At 46.3% G+C, this 16,116-nt stretch carries 14 protein-coding genes and 1 riboswitch; of the genes, 9 read left to right on the top strand and 5 right to left on the bottom strand.

What is annotated here, in order from left to right; translation table 11 throughout:
* Positions 1-185 precede the first annotated feature (185 nt).
* Positions 186-2,486: a S9 family peptidase gene (locus MJO46_RS09590; RefSeq protein WP_253989110.1), complete on the top strand. Its 2,301-nt coding sequence runs from the start codon at positions 186-188 to the stop codon at positions 2,484-2,486.
* Positions 2,487-2,549: 63 nt separating this feature from the next.
* Here the strand turns inward: MJO46_RS09590 and arcA are convergent, their stop codons facing one another.
* Positions 2,550-3,266 (bottom strand): two-component system response regulator ArcA, encoded by a 717-nt coding sequence (gene arcA / locus MJO46_RS09585; protein WP_007644695.1) that lies wholly within the window; start codon positions 3,264-3,266, stop codon positions 2,550-2,552.
* A 588-nt stretch (positions 3,267-3,854) separates the two neighbouring features.
* Here arcA and MJO46_RS09580 point away from each other — a divergent pair.
* The 3 genes from MJO46_RS09580 to MJO46_RS09570 all read left to right on the top strand — a co-directional run bounded on the left by MJO46_RS09580 (position 3,855) and on the right by MJO46_RS09570 (position 7,212).
* Positions 3,855-4,289 (top strand): DUF3293 domain-containing protein, encoded by a 435-nt coding sequence (locus tag MJO46_RS09580; RefSeq protein ID WP_253989109.1) that lies wholly within the window; start codon positions 3,855-3,857, stop codon positions 4,287-4,289.
* Positions 4,290-4,393: 104 nt separating this feature from the next.
* Positions 4,394-4,568: riboswitch (Lysine riboswitch) on the top strand.
* Positions 4,569-4,718: 150 nt separating this feature from the next.
* Positions 4,719-6,074: a lysine-sensitive aspartokinase 3 gene (gene lysC, locus MJO46_RS09575; protein ID WP_253989108.1), complete on the top strand. Its 1,356-nt coding sequence runs from the start codon at positions 4,719-4,721 to the stop codon at positions 6,072-6,074.
* Position 6,075: 1 nt separating this feature from the next.
* The gene (locus MJO46_RS09570; protein ID WP_253989107.1) at positions 6,076-7,212 is read left to right on the top strand and encodes a succinylglutamate desuccinylase/aspartoacylase family protein; all 1,137 of its coding nucleotides are present in this window, start codon (positions 6,076-6,078) and stop codon (positions 7,210-7,212) included.
* 101 nt (positions 7,213-7,313) lie between these two features.
* Here the strand turns inward: MJO46_RS09570 and MJO46_RS09565 are convergent, their stop codons facing one another.
* A complete protein-coding gene (locus MJO46_RS09565; RefSeq protein ID WP_253989106.1) occupies positions 7,314-8,279 on the bottom strand; it encodes a zinc transporter ZntB in 966 nt (321 codons plus the stop codon).
* A 192-nt stretch (positions 8,280-8,471) separates the two neighbouring features.
* Between MJO46_RS09565 and MJO46_RS09560 the strand changes: the two genes are divergently transcribed.
* On the top strand, positions 8,472-8,846 hold the full coding sequence (locus tag MJO46_RS09560; RefSeq protein WP_198781073.1) for a YacL family protein: 375 nt from the start codon (positions 8,472-8,474) through the stop codon (positions 8,844-8,846).
* An 86-nt stretch (positions 8,847-8,932) separates the two neighbouring features.
* Here the strand turns inward: MJO46_RS09560 and MJO46_RS09555 are convergent, their stop codons facing one another.
* Positions 8,933-9,562, bottom strand: a complete 630-nt coding sequence (locus MJO46_RS09555; protein WP_198781072.1) for a response regulator — start codon at positions 9,560-9,562, stop codon at positions 8,933-8,935.
* A complete protein-coding gene (gene narQ, locus MJO46_RS09550) occupies positions 9,555-11,360 on the bottom strand; it encodes a nitrate/nitrite two-component system sensor histidine kinase NarQ (protein WP_253989105.1) in 1,806 nt (601 codons plus the stop codon). Before narQ ends, MJO46_RS09555 begins: the two co-directional genes overlap by 8 nt.
* A 242-nt stretch (positions 11,361-11,602) precedes the next feature.
* Here narQ and nrfA point away from each other — a divergent pair, with 242 nt between their 5' ends.
* Positions 11,603-13,006: an ammonia-forming nitrite reductase cytochrome c552 subunit gene (gene nrfA / locus MJO46_RS09545; protein ID WP_253989104.1), complete on the top strand. Its 1,404-nt coding sequence runs from the start codon at positions 11,603-11,605 to the stop codon at positions 13,004-13,006.
* A gap of 88 nt (positions 13,007-13,094) precedes the next feature.
* Here nrfA and MJO46_RS09540 read toward each other — a convergent pair whose 3' ends face one another.
* Positions 13,095-13,637, bottom strand: coding sequence for a hydrolase (locus tag MJO46_RS09540; protein ID WP_253989103.1), 543 nt, complete (start codon positions 13,635-13,637; stop codon positions 13,095-13,097).
* A gap of 302 nt (positions 13,638-13,939) precedes the next feature.
* Between MJO46_RS09540 and MJO46_RS09535 the strand changes: the two genes are divergently transcribed.
* From MJO46_RS09535 to MJO46_RS09525, 3 genes are all read left to right on the top strand, one after another.
* Entirely contained in the window at positions 13,940-14,278 is a 339-nt protein-coding gene (locus MJO46_RS09535; protein ID WP_006080143.1) for a P-II family nitrogen regulator, read from the top strand.
* A 10-nt stretch (positions 14,279-14,288) separates the two neighbouring features.
* The gene (locus MJO46_RS09530; protein ID WP_253989102.1) at positions 14,289-15,539 is read left to right on the top strand and encodes an ammonium transporter; all 1,251 of its coding nucleotides are present in this window, start codon (positions 14,289-14,291) and stop codon (positions 15,537-15,539) included.
* Positions 15,540-15,633: 94 nt separating this feature from the next.
* Entirely contained in the window at positions 15,634-15,966 is a 333-nt protein-coding gene (locus tag MJO46_RS09525; protein ID WP_253989101.1) for a hypothetical protein, read from the top strand.
* Positions 15,967-16,116 lie beyond the last annotated feature (150 nt).

Raw genomic sequence — 16,116 nt, 5'->3', positions numbered from 1 at the left:
AGCGATGTTGCTGATGCTTTTAGCGAATATTAGGGCTTTTAGGGATTATTTGGATCCAACTTAGTGAATGGTCCAAATTTGTATCGGCATATTGCATGCGCTTTCTATTTATAGCGCGCCTCTGGCACAATGGCGGCAGTTTTTTACTCGCCAGCCTAAGGCGAATATGCTTCCAAGGAATAATAATGACTAAAAATGGGTTAACTTGGTTCCCCGGGCGCTCGCTTAAGGTGCGCGCCGTTCCCCTACTGATAGCGAGCCAAATTGCCATGATTTCGACAGCTATGATTGCAACTATCCCAGCTTATGCCCTTGAGGGCGGCAAGCAACCCCTGACGATTGAGCGAATGAATGCCTCGCCTGCCTTAGCGGGCACCAGTCCCCGCGGGTTGAAATTATCCCCCGATGGCCAGCGGGTGACTTATCTTGCGGGCCGTAAAGACAATCAAAACTTTTACGATCTGTGGCAGATGGATGTAAAGACGGGCGAATCTAGCCTGTTGCTCAATGCCGATAAGCTGGCAAGCAATGAACTATCCGATGAAGAAAAAGCCCGCCGCGAGCGCCAACGTATTTATGGAGAAGGCATTATGGAGTACTTCTGGGCCGATGATAGCCAAGCGCTATTAATTCCCGCTGCTGGCAATCTGTATTACTTTTCCCTTGCCGACAATAGCGTGATCCAATTGCCGATTGGTGAAGGGTTTGCCACCGATGCACGGCTATCGCCTAAGGGCAATTTTGTGTCTTTTGTGCGGGATCAAAACCTGTATGTGTTAGATCTGGCGAGCAAAAAACTTGAGGCTATGACAACCGATGGCGGCGGGGCGATTAAAAATGCCATGGCCGAGTTTGTCGCTCAGGAAGAAATGGATCGCATGACAGGTTATTGGTGGGCGCCCGATGAATCGGCCATCGCCTTTACCCGTATCGATGAGTCCGCGGTCGAGCAAGTAACCCGTAACGAGATCTATGCCGATGGCATAAAGCTTACCGAGCAGCGTTATCCCTATGCCGGCAAAAACAATGTAGACATCGCATTAGCTGTGGTCACGCTAAAAGATAAGGCCATTAATTGGGTAACCTTAAGTGATGATAAAAATAAGGATATTTACCTGCCGCGGGTCGATTGGTTGCCGGGTAGCAAGCATTTGTCGTTTCAGTGGCAGAGCCGCGATCAACATCAGCTCGATTTGCAGTTAGTGGCATTAGATGCGCCGACTAAACCAAAAACCTTAGTGAAAGAACACAGCGATGCTTGGGTAAACCTCAATAATGATCTGCACTTTTTAAAGCAGCAGTCAGCCTTTATTTGGGCGTCTGAGCGTGATGGTTTTAATCATCTGTATCTTTTTGACTTAAAAGGCAAACTCAAAACACAATTGACTAAGGGCGAGTGGGCTGTCGATGCGTTGGAATACATAGATGAAACCGCAGGCTGGGTATATTTCACCGGCCGCAAAGACACGCCAATCGAGAAACAGCTTTATCGCGTACCGTTAGCGGGCGGTAAGGTTGAGCGGGTGAGCACACTGGCTGGGATGCATGATCCGGTATTTGCCGATAATCAAAGTGTGTATCTCGATTATTTCAACAGTTTATCTCAGCCACCGCAGATTAGTTTACACGGTGATAAGGGCCAACAACTGGCTTGGGTCGAGCAAAATGCGGTTAAACAAGGTCATCCTCTATATGACTATGCCGGACTCTGGCAACTGCCTGAGTTTAAAGAGCTTAAAGCCGAAGACGGTCAAATATTGCAAACTCGCTTATTTAAACCTGTGCCCTTCGATGCCAGCAAAAAATACCCCGTTGTTGTGCGGGTTTATGGCGGCCCACATGCCCAATTAGTGACCAATAGTTGGAGCGAGCAGGATTACTTTACCCAATACTTAGTCCAGCAAGGCTATGTGGTATTCCAATTAGATAACCGCGGCAGTGCCCACAGGGGCACCAAGTTTGAGCAAGTGATTTACCGTCACTTGGGTGAAGCGGAAGTGAATGATCAAAAAGTGGGTGTAGATTATTTGCGAAGTCTGCCCTTTGTCGATGCTGACAATGTCGCAATTTATGGCCATAGCTACGGTGGTTACATGGCTCTGATGAGTTTATTTAAGGCGCCGGATTACTTTAAAGCCGCGATTTCGGGCGCACCTGTGACCGACTGGCGCTTATATGATACCCATTATACCGAGCGTTATTTAGCTCATCCCGAGGGTAATGAAAAGGGTTATGAAGCCAGCAGTGTATTCCCCTATGTGAAAAACTACCAATCGGGTCTGCTGATGTACCACGGTATGGCCGATGATAATGTCTTGTTTGAAAACAGCACTCGCGTCTATAAGGCGTTGCAGGACGAGGGCAAATTGTTCCAGATGATCGATTATCCAGGTTCTAAACATTCGATGCGCGGCGAGAAAGTGCGGAATCACTTATACCGCTCGTTGGCGGATTTCCTCGATCGACAGCTTAAGCACGGCAAATAGCAGGCATAAAAAAACCAGATCCTAGGATCTGGTTTTTATTGCATGGGATCGGGTAATAGAAGATTAGTCTTCTAAGTTACCGCAGAAACGATAGCCTTCACCGTGGATAGTCGCGATGATTTCTGGCGTATCTGGCAAGCTTTCGAAATGCTTACGGATGCGACGGATAGTCACGTCAACAGTACGATCGTGTGGCTTTAACTCACGGCCAGTCATTTTCATCAGTAGATCGGCACGAGTTAGGATTTTGCCTGGGTTTTCAACAAAGTGCAGCATAGCGCGGAATTCGCTACGTGGCAGTTTGTAGGATTCACCCTGTGGGCTCACCAGTGAACGGCTGTTGATCTCTAGGCTCCAATCGTTGAAACGGTAGTATTCGACAGAGCTCTTTTCTTCGACTTCGTTGCCAGCGCTATTGACGCGAGTCAGAAGGTTGCGAGCACGGATCGTCAATTCACGTGGGTTGAACGGCTTGGTAATATAATCGTCCGCGCCAATTTCAAGTCCAAGAATTTTGTCGACTTCGTTGTCACGGCCTGTCAGGAAGATAAGACCGATGTTGTTGATTTCACGTAGTTCACGTGCCAACAACAGACCGTTTTTACCTGGTAAGTTAATATCCATAACCACCAAGTTAATTTTGTTTTCCTGCATAGCCTTATGCATTTCTGCGCCATCATTGGCCTCAGTGACCACATACCCTTCTGCCTCGAAAATACTTCTCAGCGTGTTACGGGTAACGGCTTCATCTTCAACGATCAGAATGTGCGGATTTTGCATGTTATTTACCTAAATTTTAACCAATTTTATTCTAACCATAAGCATCACTTACATCGGACGCTTATATTCATAAAAATGTTGATACTTCCTTGGACTGCTCTGTGCTTCTAAAGGAAAGATCTTTACGGCGACATGTCAGGATGTATATATAAAGTGCACGTTTAAAGTGTAATGCGATTAAACGTAACCAGTATCAACTTCGATAAGCAATAGTTAGAAATAGTTCCTTAACTATTGTTTTTTTTAAATGTTTAAATGATAAATCAAATGTAGAACACATTTTAAACAGATGTCTGGCCAGCCTATGTTATCTCTGCAGATAAATGTAACAAACTGTATTGAACGCTAAGCATCTTGGCTTATGGCTCAACTCGGCCAGTGACTTCATTGTACTCGTTTTAGGCATTTGTTAACAAATGAAATGTTAACAAAATTCAGGCTGAAGCCAAGATTTACCATGATATTTACTTTAGTCATTGATTAGTATAACTAATGTATTTTTGATTCTTGTGAGCTAGTTCACGCCTATTTGGTTTTTATTCTCACTCTGCTACACTAACGCGGGTTCATTTTTCGATTAGACAACCAATGGACAATACGACTCAAGATTTGTGGCAGTGTTATCAAACGCCGTTGTTTTTGCTTACTCAAGCATTATCCTGTGATTTTCCCTTTGCTGTTATTACCGCCCATAATCCCGCTTCAAAACTCCTCAGTCCCAGCCAAAACCGTTTACTCGATCGCCAACTTCTCCGTGAGATTGAATTATTGGGCAGTCCATACCGTGCCTTAGTGGGCGCTGCTGCAGATTTATCCCATATGGAAAAAAGTTGGGCCGTATTTATCGATAGAACGATGGCGCTGCAACTGGGTAAGAAATTTAATCAGTATGCCATTTATATGGTGGAGCAAGGTGAAGTGAGCTTAGTGCCTTGTACTCTGGTAGAGCAGGATGAGGTTTGTTTAGGTAAATTCAGTGATTATGTGCAGCTTGTGTATGAATTACCGGATTTAGACGCATAATCATCTATTTTTAATCGTTTTTATTTAAATTGTTCATTAGTTGTGAAATTAGCATTGACTTCATTAGGGGTTTATTGCTACTTTTTTCGTCCCTTTCCTAGGAAAGGAACAGAAGAGGAGCGTTAACTAGGTAGTCGGTCAGAGGAGCACAAACTCCAGCGATGATTGATGAGGGAGATTAACGCCGAGGCATAGATATGGTTGCTGCATATTTATGTCGGTCGCTTAGGCTGAATCCTAACGATTGTCACCTGTAATTGGTGGAGAGCTTCTGGTGACGATTGCTGTTTCCCTTCTATTGGGGTGCGTTATCATTGAGCACCAGGCTCTTCGAACGAAGTTAGTTCGGAGTGTGATCATGTTAGTTAATCAATATCTTATTCAATCTGTGTTTATTCCTTGCCCTACGTGTTTCACGGAGGTGCGCTAATGTCCCTCGTTGTCGCAAAATTTGGTGGAACCTCGGTTGCCGATTACGGTGCAATGAATCGCTGCGCCGAGATTGTACTGGGCAATTCCGCTTGCCGTTTAGTGGTCGTTAGCGCCTCGAGCGGCGTGACTAATCTCTTGGTTGAATTAACCCAAGAGTCGATTAACGACGATGGTCGTTTGCAGCGATTAAAACAAATTGCCCAAATTCAATACGCTATCTTAGATAAGCTCGGCTGCCCCAACGATGTGGCCGCCGCATTAGATAAATTATTGAGCCGCATGGCGGTATTGAGTGAAGCATTAGCCTCACAACGCAGCAAAGCCACTATGGATGAATTATTGTCCCTCGGTGAGCAATGTTCTTCGGTGTTATTTGCGGCGGTACTGCGTGAAAAAGGCGCGAATTCGAGCGCATTTGATGTACGCCGCGTGCTGCGTACCGATAGCCACTTTGGCCGCGCCGAGCCACAGGTTGAGCAAATTGCTTTGCTTTCCCGTGAGCACTTATTACCACTTTTATCTGAACAAGTGATTGTGACCCAAGGTTTTATTGGTGCAGATGAGGCCGGGCAAACCACTACGCTTGGCCGCGGTGGTAGCGACTATTCTGCAGCGCTGTTAGCCGAAGCCCTGCGAGCATCGGCGGTTGAGATTTGGACCGATGTGGCAGGTATTTATACGACAGATCCTCGTCTTGCGCCTAATGCTCATCCTATTGCCGAAATCAGTTTTAACGAAGCCGCCGAGATGGCGACCTTTGGTGCCAAAGTGTTGCATCCTGCGACGATCCTGCCTGCCGTTCGCCAGCAAATTCAAGTGTTTGTAGGTTCAAGCAAGGAGCCTGAAAAGGGTGGCACTTGGATCCGCCATCAAGTGGAAGATGCTCCCGTGTTCCGCGCCGTGGCGCTGCGCCGTGATCAAACCCTGTTAAATCTTCATAGCCTGCAAATGCTACATGCCCAGGGCTTTTTGGCCGAAACCTTTGCGACCTTAGCAAGGCATAAGATCAGTGTGGATTTAATTACCACCTCGGAAGTGAACGTGTCACTCACCCTCGATAAAACTGGGTCTGACTCTAGCGGTCAAGGCCTGTTGAGTGAAGCTTTGCTGCAAGAATTATCACAGCATTGCCGTGTGCGTGTTGAAGATGGTTTAGCCCTAGTGGCGATTATTGGCAACCGTATTGCGACCACCCCGGGCATTTGTCGTCGGGTGTTTGAGGTGCTAGAGCCCCACAATGTACGGATGATTTGCCAAGGCGCCAGCCCACATAATTTATGTGTGTTAGTGGCTGAAGCGGAAGCGGCACAGGTGGTTAAAGCATTGCACGAAAATCTGTTTGAAGGCGTCTAATATGCTGCCGACAAAATCGTCTTTGCAAATCGGTGAGCTTGCCGCTGGGCAAGCACTCACTTTGCCTATCTACCATTTTAAGCCGAGCGACGCTAAGGCGACTGGCCCTAAAGTGTATATTCAGGCCAATGTTCACGGCGCCGAAGTGCAAGGTAATGCGGTGATTTATCAGTTGATGAAGCAGCTTGAACACTGTGACATCCGCGGCGAAATCACCTTAGTGCCACTCGCCAATCCATTAGGTATCAATCAAAAAAGTGGTGAATTTACCCTAGGGCGTTTCGATCCTATCACTGGGGTAAACTGGAACCGTGAATATCTGAATCACAGCATCGACTTACCTACTTGGTATAGAGAACATGCCCACCTGAGTGATGTCGAGCTTGTTCAAGCCTATCGCAGCACTCTGGTTGAGGCTTGTCAGCAGAAATTGCGCACTGAATGGGGGATAACGACGGGACATAGGCTCGCGGTTAATCTACAGGCTATGGCCCACCAAGCCGATATAGTGCTGGATCTACACACTGGCCCTAAGTCCTGTAAGCATTTGTATTGCCCAGAATATGACTTGGCCGCAGCGCAATTTTTCTCTATCCCTTATACCTTAGTTATTCCCAATAGTTTTGGTGGCGCTATGGATGAGGCGGCGTTTTGTCCTTGGTGGCAGTTGAGTGATGTTGCAAAAGCCCAGGGGCGCGATCTAGCCGTTGCAGTGTCAGCATTAACTTTGGAATTGGCGAGTCAAGAGCGAGTCTGTCTTGAGGATGCGCTGGTTGATGCCCAAGGGATTTTGGCGTATTTAAGCCACCGAGGCGTAATTGCTGAAACCGTTGCGCCCGCTAAAATGTCGCGCTTTGGTTGTTACCTTAAAGACTACAAAAAGTATCACGCGCCGAGTTCTGGTTTAGTGGAGTACCTTGCGCCCGTAGGTGAGCCATTAGCCGCGGGACAGCCCTTAGTGAATTTACTGCGACTGGATTTATACGGCACGGCGGATGAGCTTAAAACTTTAACTCTACCGCTTGATTGCGTGCCGATTTTGCACTTTGCTTCGGCTTCGGTGCACCAAGGGACTGAACTCTATAAGGTGATGACAAATCTGTTTGAGTTGCCGATATCGAATCGCCAGCCGAGCTAATAAAAATTAGCTCGTAAGCATTCGCCCATAACAAATTGCTTATAGGGCTGAGAGAAAACAACGCCAATCCTAATCGATTGGCTTTGTTATTTTTAGGGAGGTTATAACCACTTAAATCGATAAAACAGCGTCATTTGCAGGGCAACGAGAGAGATTAATATGCCGCAGAAGGTGGCAAAGGCCCAAGTGTTGTCAGCCCCTGGTATGCCGCCAATATTGACCCCGAGTAAGCCCGTTAAAAAGCCTAATGGTAAGAAAATAGCAGATACTAAGGATAGGAAATATAAGCGTTTATTGAGCTGCTCCGACTGTTGGCTAAGCAATTCCTCTTGGGTCACATTCGCCCTATCGCGCAGGGCATCGAGATCTTCGAGGGTCCGCACCAGTTTGTCTGTGGTTTCCCGCATTTTTAGCCGCTCCGGATCGTTAAACAGAATAAACTGATCGCTGAGGAGCTTAGAGAAGGCTTCTTTTTGTGGTGCTAAATAGCGGCGCAGCGTGACCGCTTGGCGACGTAATTCGGCGATATCAGTCCTCAAGTCTTTAAGATTGCCAGAGACAACTAACTCTTCTAATTCATATAGTTGTTCTTCTAACTTATCGATAAACTCCACTTTGTGTGTGGTCAACTTTTCACATATAGTCGCGATAAAATCCCCACTGGTTCTTGGCCCTGTGCCCTCTACTATGAGTTCTGCCACGTCTTTGGCGGATTGTAACTCGCGATCACAGGTCGAAATAATCCGCTGCTTATCGGCATAAATACGGATAGCGACCATGTCTTCGGGGGCGGAGTTAGGGTTGAGGTTGACTCCGCGCAGTGCCAGTAATACTCCTTCACCGGCGATGACGGCCCTCGGGCGAGTATCTTGGGCGAGGAGGGCGTCGGTTTCGACTTTATTTAGGCCGCTATTGAGTACCCAATGACGGGCTTTTTTATGGCGATAACGTAGGTGTACCCAGAGCAAACCGTTATTGGGATCCCAGCTGTCAATTTGCTCAGAGCTTAAGACAGAGCCCGCTTGATCGCCACTTAGCACTAAGCTATAGATAAATCCATCGTGCATTATTGTGTTCCACTCTCTTACTCAACTATGCATTCAAGCTAACTGATTTTTCTATGGAAATGAAGCCTACTGCAGAGGATAGTGATCCTCGTAGTTGCTGAATAAGTGTCGAGTGTGTGAGTGGCAAGCCGAGCAACTTACGCTGTGATAGGTTAAAATTAGTTTCAAGTCGTGACGTATAGAGAACACAAAATGGAATATGAATTTAGGCGTAACAGTTTGACTGGCACTTATTTAGCCACTTTTAGCATGGATCATGAAGTGCTAGGCCAGTGGTTTTCTGAGGAGTTAGGACCAGAGTTAGCCAAAGTTCAGCAAGTGTTGGATGTAATAAAAGATATTCAGGCCGACAAACTCACCTCGTGGCGCCTCGTTGGCAATGATTTCACCTTAGAGCTAGAGCGCGAGCAGGCGCGAGTCTTTGCTAATACCTTAGGTTTTGAACAAGAGTTTGAACTTGAAGAGGCGATGTCGCTCTATGATGCGGAGTCTGAGGCCTATTGTGGCCTAGAGGATTTCGAGCAAGCCCTATTAAGTTGGTACGAGTTTGTACAAAAAGGCTGTTAGGTGAGCCACTGTATTTTCCTTCATCGACTCTGAAATAATAAAGGCAATCATTTGATTGCCTTTATTATTTTAGCCGTACTCTAGGATTAATGATTGAGATATCTTACCGCCATTTCGGTTCTCGACTTGGCATTTGCCTTACGCAGTAGGTTTTTCACATGTACTTTAACCGTGCCTTCACTGATATGTAAGTGCTCTGAAATCATTCGGTTGCTTAGTCCTTCTGCCAACTGTTGCAGAATTTGTAACTCCCTTGGGGTGAGGCTCGACAGCCATTCTTGCTCGTCGGCCGCGTCTTTGAGTTCATAGAGATATTCTTCGACTTCATCGCTGATGACTCTATGGCCTAACATGGCATTTTTGAGTTTATCCAGCAGTAAATCTGGCTCGGTATCTTTAAGTAAATAACCGTCGGCTCCCGCACGTAGTAGGCGGATAACGTCCTGTTTTGCATCGGAAACGGTAAGGATCACTATGCGCGAGGTCACACCCTCTTGGCGCATGGCGTTGAGGGTATCTAGGCCTGTCATGCCTTTCATATTCAGATCGAGCAAGATGATATCGGGTTCATCCGTAGCCACAGCGCTCAGGGCATCTAGGCCACTGCCCGCTTCACCGAAGAGGCTAAAATCAGGATCTGAGGCGATTAGTTGGCATATGCCCTTGCGTAAAAGAGGATGATCATCGACCACCAGGACGGAATAAGGTTTACCCATTTGCAGGCTCCTGTTGAGAAGGGAAAATCAGCGTGACCTTTGTTCCTTGTGGAAGGCTCTGTTCGCTGTCTATTGTGGTCGTGAGAGTACCACTTTGTGTTTGCTGTGTTTGCTGTGTCACCTCTGTCTGGCCATCGACAGGGGACTTACTATTACTACTAAATACAACGTAACCCGCTAACTTACTGGCTCGTTCGTGCATGATCCCTATACCAAAGTGCTGATCGCGCTCTTTTAAGTACCCTATCCCAATTCCGTTATCGCTGACACTGATATTGACCATTCCCTTGTCATCCTTATAACAGCGGATATTAATGATGCTGGCATTAGCATGTTTAATGGCATTAAGCGTCGCTTCACGGGTGATTTGCAGAATATGGATATGTTGTTTAGCTTCAAGCCATTGGGGGGCTAGTTTGTAATCTAGGTTGATTTGTATGTCTGTTTTGGTCCTGAGCTGCTCTAGCATGGCTTCGAGTGCATTTTTCAAATTCGGTTCTTTAATCGTTAATCTAAAGGTCGAGAGCAGTTCCCTTAACTGCACATATGCAGTGCTTACACCTTCATTGATTTCCGTTAATTGATTTTCAACCGCGGGGCTACGGCAACTGTAATCTAAGTTTTTGCGCAATAAGCTAATTTGAATTTTAAGGAAGGACAATACTTGTCCCAGGGAATCGTGCAATTCCCGCGCTATGACTCCGCGCTCCTCCATCAGTGCCAGTTGCTGTCTCTGCTCCGTTGCATTGTGGATCACTATGGAGCGGGTGAGCATGATGGCGAAATTGTTAAACAGCGCAGTATTGGGTTCCTGCGCCGAGATCAGTTCTAAGTAGCCCAGATCTGCTTGCTCAAATTGTAACTGAAAGCGGGTACTCGCTACGGGGTCACTCGGCCAACCCCCATCAGCTTGAATAATCTCTAGTTCCTGCTCAGGGTATTGGATAATAAGCCTAAGATAATCGAGCGACTCATAGTTTTTTAATTGATTTAATACTGCTTTTAATGCCTTGTAGTCGAGTTTATTTGCGTTTAATGTCAATAGGTTATCATATAAAAAAGCCAGCTCGTTATTTGCTCGTGTCAGCGCTAAGGTTTTTTCAGTGACCTGGGACTCTAAGTTACCGTATAGGGTTGCCAACTCCTTGGCCGTTTTTTGCAGTGCATGGGTGAGTGCGGTGAGTTCTATATACTCGGTCTCGGGCATTTCAATCTCGAAGTTGCCCTTAGAAATCGTGTTGGCCGATTCCATTAATTGCTGTAACGGCACAACCACTTTACGTTTGGTAAAACGCACGGCCAGAAAAGCGATGAAGAGCATCAGCCCTAATCCAAAAATCTGGCTGGCAGCGAGCAGCCGCAGCTTAAAGGCGGCATGGTGTTCCATCTCTAGCACCAATAAATCTATGGTATCGACAAAATCCTTGAGGGAAGCGGCATAGTCGCGGGAGTTTTCCTGCTCTATGTAGTATTTCATCACCAGCCATTTATCTATGACGAGTTGATATTGGTCGGTTATTTTTTGGGGGCTAAGCCAGCCTGTGGAGGGTTGTAGTGCCTCTGAGTGCAGTGTTGCTTCAAATTCGACGATTTTTTCCTGTGCGTCTTCACTACCTGAGTTAGCATAAAACATCAGCCGATAACTTTGCATCCGCAGGGAGCCCGAGGCATTAATGGCCCTAGCATCGCCTAAACTGTAAGACAAATTGATGATTGCGAAGATGGCAAGGCTGCTAGAAAGCAAAATCAATACTAACATTACCCCTAGTATTTTAGAGGTGAGACTGCCTTGTTTCATGTGTCTACTATCCAGTTGATTAATATTTACGGATGGCACTTTAGCTGTGTTTTTTACATTAGAAAATAATGTACTACATTAACAAAAACATAAAAGTGTGAACAACAACACTATTACATTTTGATCTAGCGCAAATTTCACGCTAGATACCCCCTAAGAGGTATATTTTTGGAGGTATTAAGCCACTAACTTTGGCGTTGGAGATGTCGTGATTCACTACAATAATGTAACACGGAGATGAGATGATGAAGAAGATGACAGGTAAGTCCCTTGCACTGAGTGCATTGGTTGCCGCCAGCTTCATGGCGGCGGGCGCGATGGCGAGTGATAAAACCGAACCCCGTAATGAAGTTTATAAAGACAAATTTAAAAATCAATATAATAGCTGGCATGATACCGCTAAAAGCGAAGAGCTTGTCGATGCGATTGGCCAGGATCCTAATATGGTGATCCTGTGGGCTGGCTATGCATTCGCAAAAGATTACAACGCTCCTCGCGGCCATATGTATGCCGTGACCGATGTGCGTAATACCCTGCGTACTGGTGCGCCTAAAAATGCGGAAGATGGTCCATTGCCTATGGCATGTTGGAGCTGTAAGAGCCCTGACGTACCTCGCTTAATTGAAGAGCAAGGTGAAGATGGCTACTTCAAAGGTAAATGGGCTAAGGGTGGCCCTGAAGTGACCAACACTATTGGCTGTGGTGATTGCCATGAAAAAGGCTCGCCAAAGTTACGTATTTCTCGTCCTTATGTAGACCGCGCAATGGATGCTCTCGGTACGCCATTTGCTAATGCATCGAAGAAAGACAAGCAATCTATGGTGTGCGGCCAGTGCCACGTTGAATACTATTTTGAGAAAAAAGAAGACAAAAAAGGTTTCGTCAAATTCCCTTGGGATATGGGTATAACCGTTGACCAGATGGAAGTTTACTACGACGGTATCGAGTTCTCCGATTGGACTCATGCGCTGTCTAAAACACCCATGTTAAAAGCGCAACATCCAGAGTATGAAACTTGGAAACTGGGTATTCATGGTAAAAATAATGTCAGTTGTGTTGACTGCCATATGCCAAAAGTGACTAGCCCTGAAGGTAAGAAGTTTACCGATCATAAAGTGGGTAATCCATTTGACCGTTTCGAAGAAACCTGTGCAACTTGCCATAGCCAAACGAAAGAATTCTTAGTTGGCGTCACTAATGAGCGTAAAGCTAAAGTTAAAGAAATGAAACTGAAAGCGGAAGAGCAATTAGTGAAAGCGCACTTCGAAGCTGCTAAAGCGTGGGAATTGGGTGCAACTGAAGCTGAAATGAAGCCTATCCTGACCGATATCCGTCATGCTCAATGGCGCTGGGATTTAGCGATTGCCTCCCATGGTGTTGCGGCTCATGCTCCTGAAGAAGCCCTACGTGTTTTAGGTACTTCAGTGAATAAAGCGGCCGATGCCCGGGTTAAGTTAGCACAGTTATTAGCGAAGAAAGGCGTTACAGATCCTGTCGCTATTCCTGATATCTCTACCAAAGCTAAGGCACAAGCAGCATTAGGTATGGATATGGATAAGATGAATGCAGAGAAAGAAGCATTCAAGAAAGACATGTTACCTAAGTGGGATGAAGAAGCGAAAAAACGCGAAGCCACTTATAAATAAGGTGTGAGATTCACCCTATGAGCTAACTCCTCATATAAATAAAAGCCCCCGCAGAGTTAAAATGCGGGGGCTTTTTTTATATCACAGGTTATTTAATCAGTTTAATCAGCGCCCTAAAGCGTTCGCCTTGGGCTTGATGTTGTAATTCAAATAACAGCGATTCCACATTGGTTAATAGGGCGCCTCTGGCCATCATCATCTGAATACCCAGTTGTTTATTATCGGCACTGCGTGACGAGACGCCATCTGCGACTAAATGCACCGAATATTGTTGTGCGATAAGGTCACAACAGGTTTGGTATACACACACATGGGTTTCAATGCCCGCCAGTATGACGTGTTTGCGATTGGTTTTAGTTAATGCTTGGGCAAACTCGTCGCAGTGCCAGCCACTAAAATGCTGTTTCGCTATCGGCGTAGTGGTGTTTTCAAGCAAATTTTTCAGTTCAGGACTGGTTGCACCGAGTTTATCGGGCAGTTGCTCCAACCATAAAATAGGGATTTCAAATAGCTGTGCGCCTTGGATTAAGGTCTGCAACTGTTGGTGCAGCTTTTCAGTGCTGTCCATGATTTGAGCAAGCTTTCCCTGCACATCGACGATAACAAGCACACATTCTTCGGGTTTTAACATCGGGCATTCCTTCTGCGCTGGATTGTATGGTGACATCCACATTTTTTGAGGCCATGGCCATGTCAGTAAACCCCAAATCAGTGCGGTTACCAATAGGCATAAGGTCGAATAAAAGTTGCACTTAAATTGCTCACTAAAAGGGTGCGTTGCCCTGTGGTATGCACAAGTGTGGTGCATTTTTGAGCGCGGCATTGTGGTTTTTTTTATTAAAACTTTTATAAATCAACTGATTGAATTTTTGGCCCAATGATTGAATTACCTTTGATACAAGTTAATAACAATCGTGTTTTTTGGAGGTCAGGATGAAACTAGTCAGCGCTATCATCAAGCCATTTAAATTGGATGATGTCCGTGAAGCTATTGCCGGAATTGGTATTGAGGGTATGACGGTGACCGAAGTTAAAGGTTTTGGCCGTCAGAAAGGGCACACAGAGTTGTACCGTGGCGCTGAATATCAGGTGGATTTTTTGCCAAAAGTAAAACTCGAAATTGCCACTAAAGCTGAGAATCTCGACATGCTGATTGAAGCGATTACGACGGCGGCTCATACGGGAAAAATTGGCGACGGCAAGATCTTCGTCGTCGACTTAGAACAGGCTATCCGTATTCGTACGGGTGAACTCGATACTGAAGCGCTATAAGGGGCTGATGATGGAAGAATTAACAAAATTAGGTGTGACAGTTTCTGAGCTGCGCTTTGCACTCGATACCTTCTACTTTTTGATCTCAGGCGCATTGGTGATGTGGATGGCGGCGGGGTTTGCCATGCTCGAGGCGGGCCTTGTTCGCTCAAAAAATACCACTGAAATTTTAACTAAAAACGTGGTTCTTTATGCGATTGCCTGTGTGATGTATTTGCTCGTCGGCTACAACATTATGTACGTCGATAATACCGAGGGCGGTTGGTTGCCTTCTATCGGGACTCTCATAGGCTCACAAGCCTCGGATGCGAGCCATGCACTGGAGTCGGATTTCTTCTTCCAAGTGGTGTTTGTCGCAACGGCGATGTCCATTGTTTCTGGCGCGGTGGCGGAACGGATGAAGCTCTGGGCTTTCCTGTTTTTCTCGGTTGTGATGACAGCGGTTATCTACCCTGTGGAAGGTTATTGGACCTGGGGCCAAGGTTTTATCGCTAAACTCGGTTTTGTGGACTTTGCAGGCAGTGGCATAGTGCATATGACAGGGGCTGCAGCGGCCATCGCAGGCGTGTTATTGCTCGGCGCTCGTAAGGGAAAATATGGCCCGAATGGTCAAGTCAATCCTATTCCTGGTTCTAACTTGCCTATGGCGACATTAGGGATGTTTATTCTGTGGATGGGTTGGTTTGGTTTTAACGGTGGCTCGCAACTTATGGTATCCGATGCGGCTAACGCAAGTTCGGTAGCTAAAGTGTTTGTGAACACGAATACTGCGGCGGCATTTGGCGCTATCTCAGCACTTATCGTCTGTAAGATGATTTGGGGCAAAGCGGATCTCACTATGATCCTCAACGGCATCCTCGCGGGCTTAGTGGCGATTACCGCCGATCCTCTCTCTCCTTCGTTGTTGATGGCGGGCGTGATAGGTGTGGTTGCTGGTGGCTTAGTGGTGTTTTCTATCGTGGGCTTAGATCGGATAAAGATCGATGATCCAGTGGGCGCGATTTCGGTGCACGGTGTGGCGGGTTTCCTCGGGTTAATGTGCGTGCCACTATCGAATGCCGATGCGACTATCACGGCTCAGCTAACTGGCGCAGCGATTATCTTTGCTTGGGTATTCAGTGCATCATTCGCGGTATGGTTTGTGATCAAAATGACAATGGGCATCCGTGTCTCTGAGGAAGAAGAATATAACGGTATGGATGCGTCTGACTGTGGTATCGACGCTTACCCAGAGTTTGTGACCGTAAAAAGTGCGGGCTAACTCGCGCTGATATACTTGATGCCTCTAAGGGATAAGAGGATAGTAAAGCAGAGCCAAGTGCTCTGCTTTTTTGTTATCCCTGAAGGAGTGACCTATGGGCTTATTTACAGGCAAAGTGCGTCAATTGGGACTCTCGGTCGCTATTGGCGGTTGTTTTTGCATACCAGTATTGGCCGGTGAAGTGGTGGTAACACGTTCTAGCGAACATTTCGATGCCTTTGCCGTGCGCGATCAAGTGCTGAAGGATTTTGAGTGGCAGGAGTCACTTAGAAGGCAGGAACAAATTCAAATCCTGCAGGCGCTGCCCATAGGCTGTATACCGCAGATGCGGCCTTATCGTTATTACACCTGTGGTGAAAACAGCTATCGTCCCTATGATTACCAGCAGCGTGAAGTCTATATTAAGGTCGATAATCCTCAAAAATAGCGGAGTTTAAACAGTCAAACTGGGGGAGATTAGACTCTGAATTCGACTGTTTGCCGTACGGTTTTTAAGGATGTTCACTTTTTGTAACCATTTTACAACGCCTTTCTCGCCATATGTAATAAGCTCAATAAAGAGCGTATGGTCTGGGAG

The organism is Shewanella sp. KJ2020 (genome assembly GCF_024197625.1).
Lineage (GTDB): Bacteria > Pseudomonadota > Gammaproteobacteria > Enterobacterales > Shewanellaceae > Shewanella.
The sequence above is the reverse complement of the archived record's forward strand: the minus strand, read 5'-3'. Positions and strand labels throughout refer to the sequence as shown.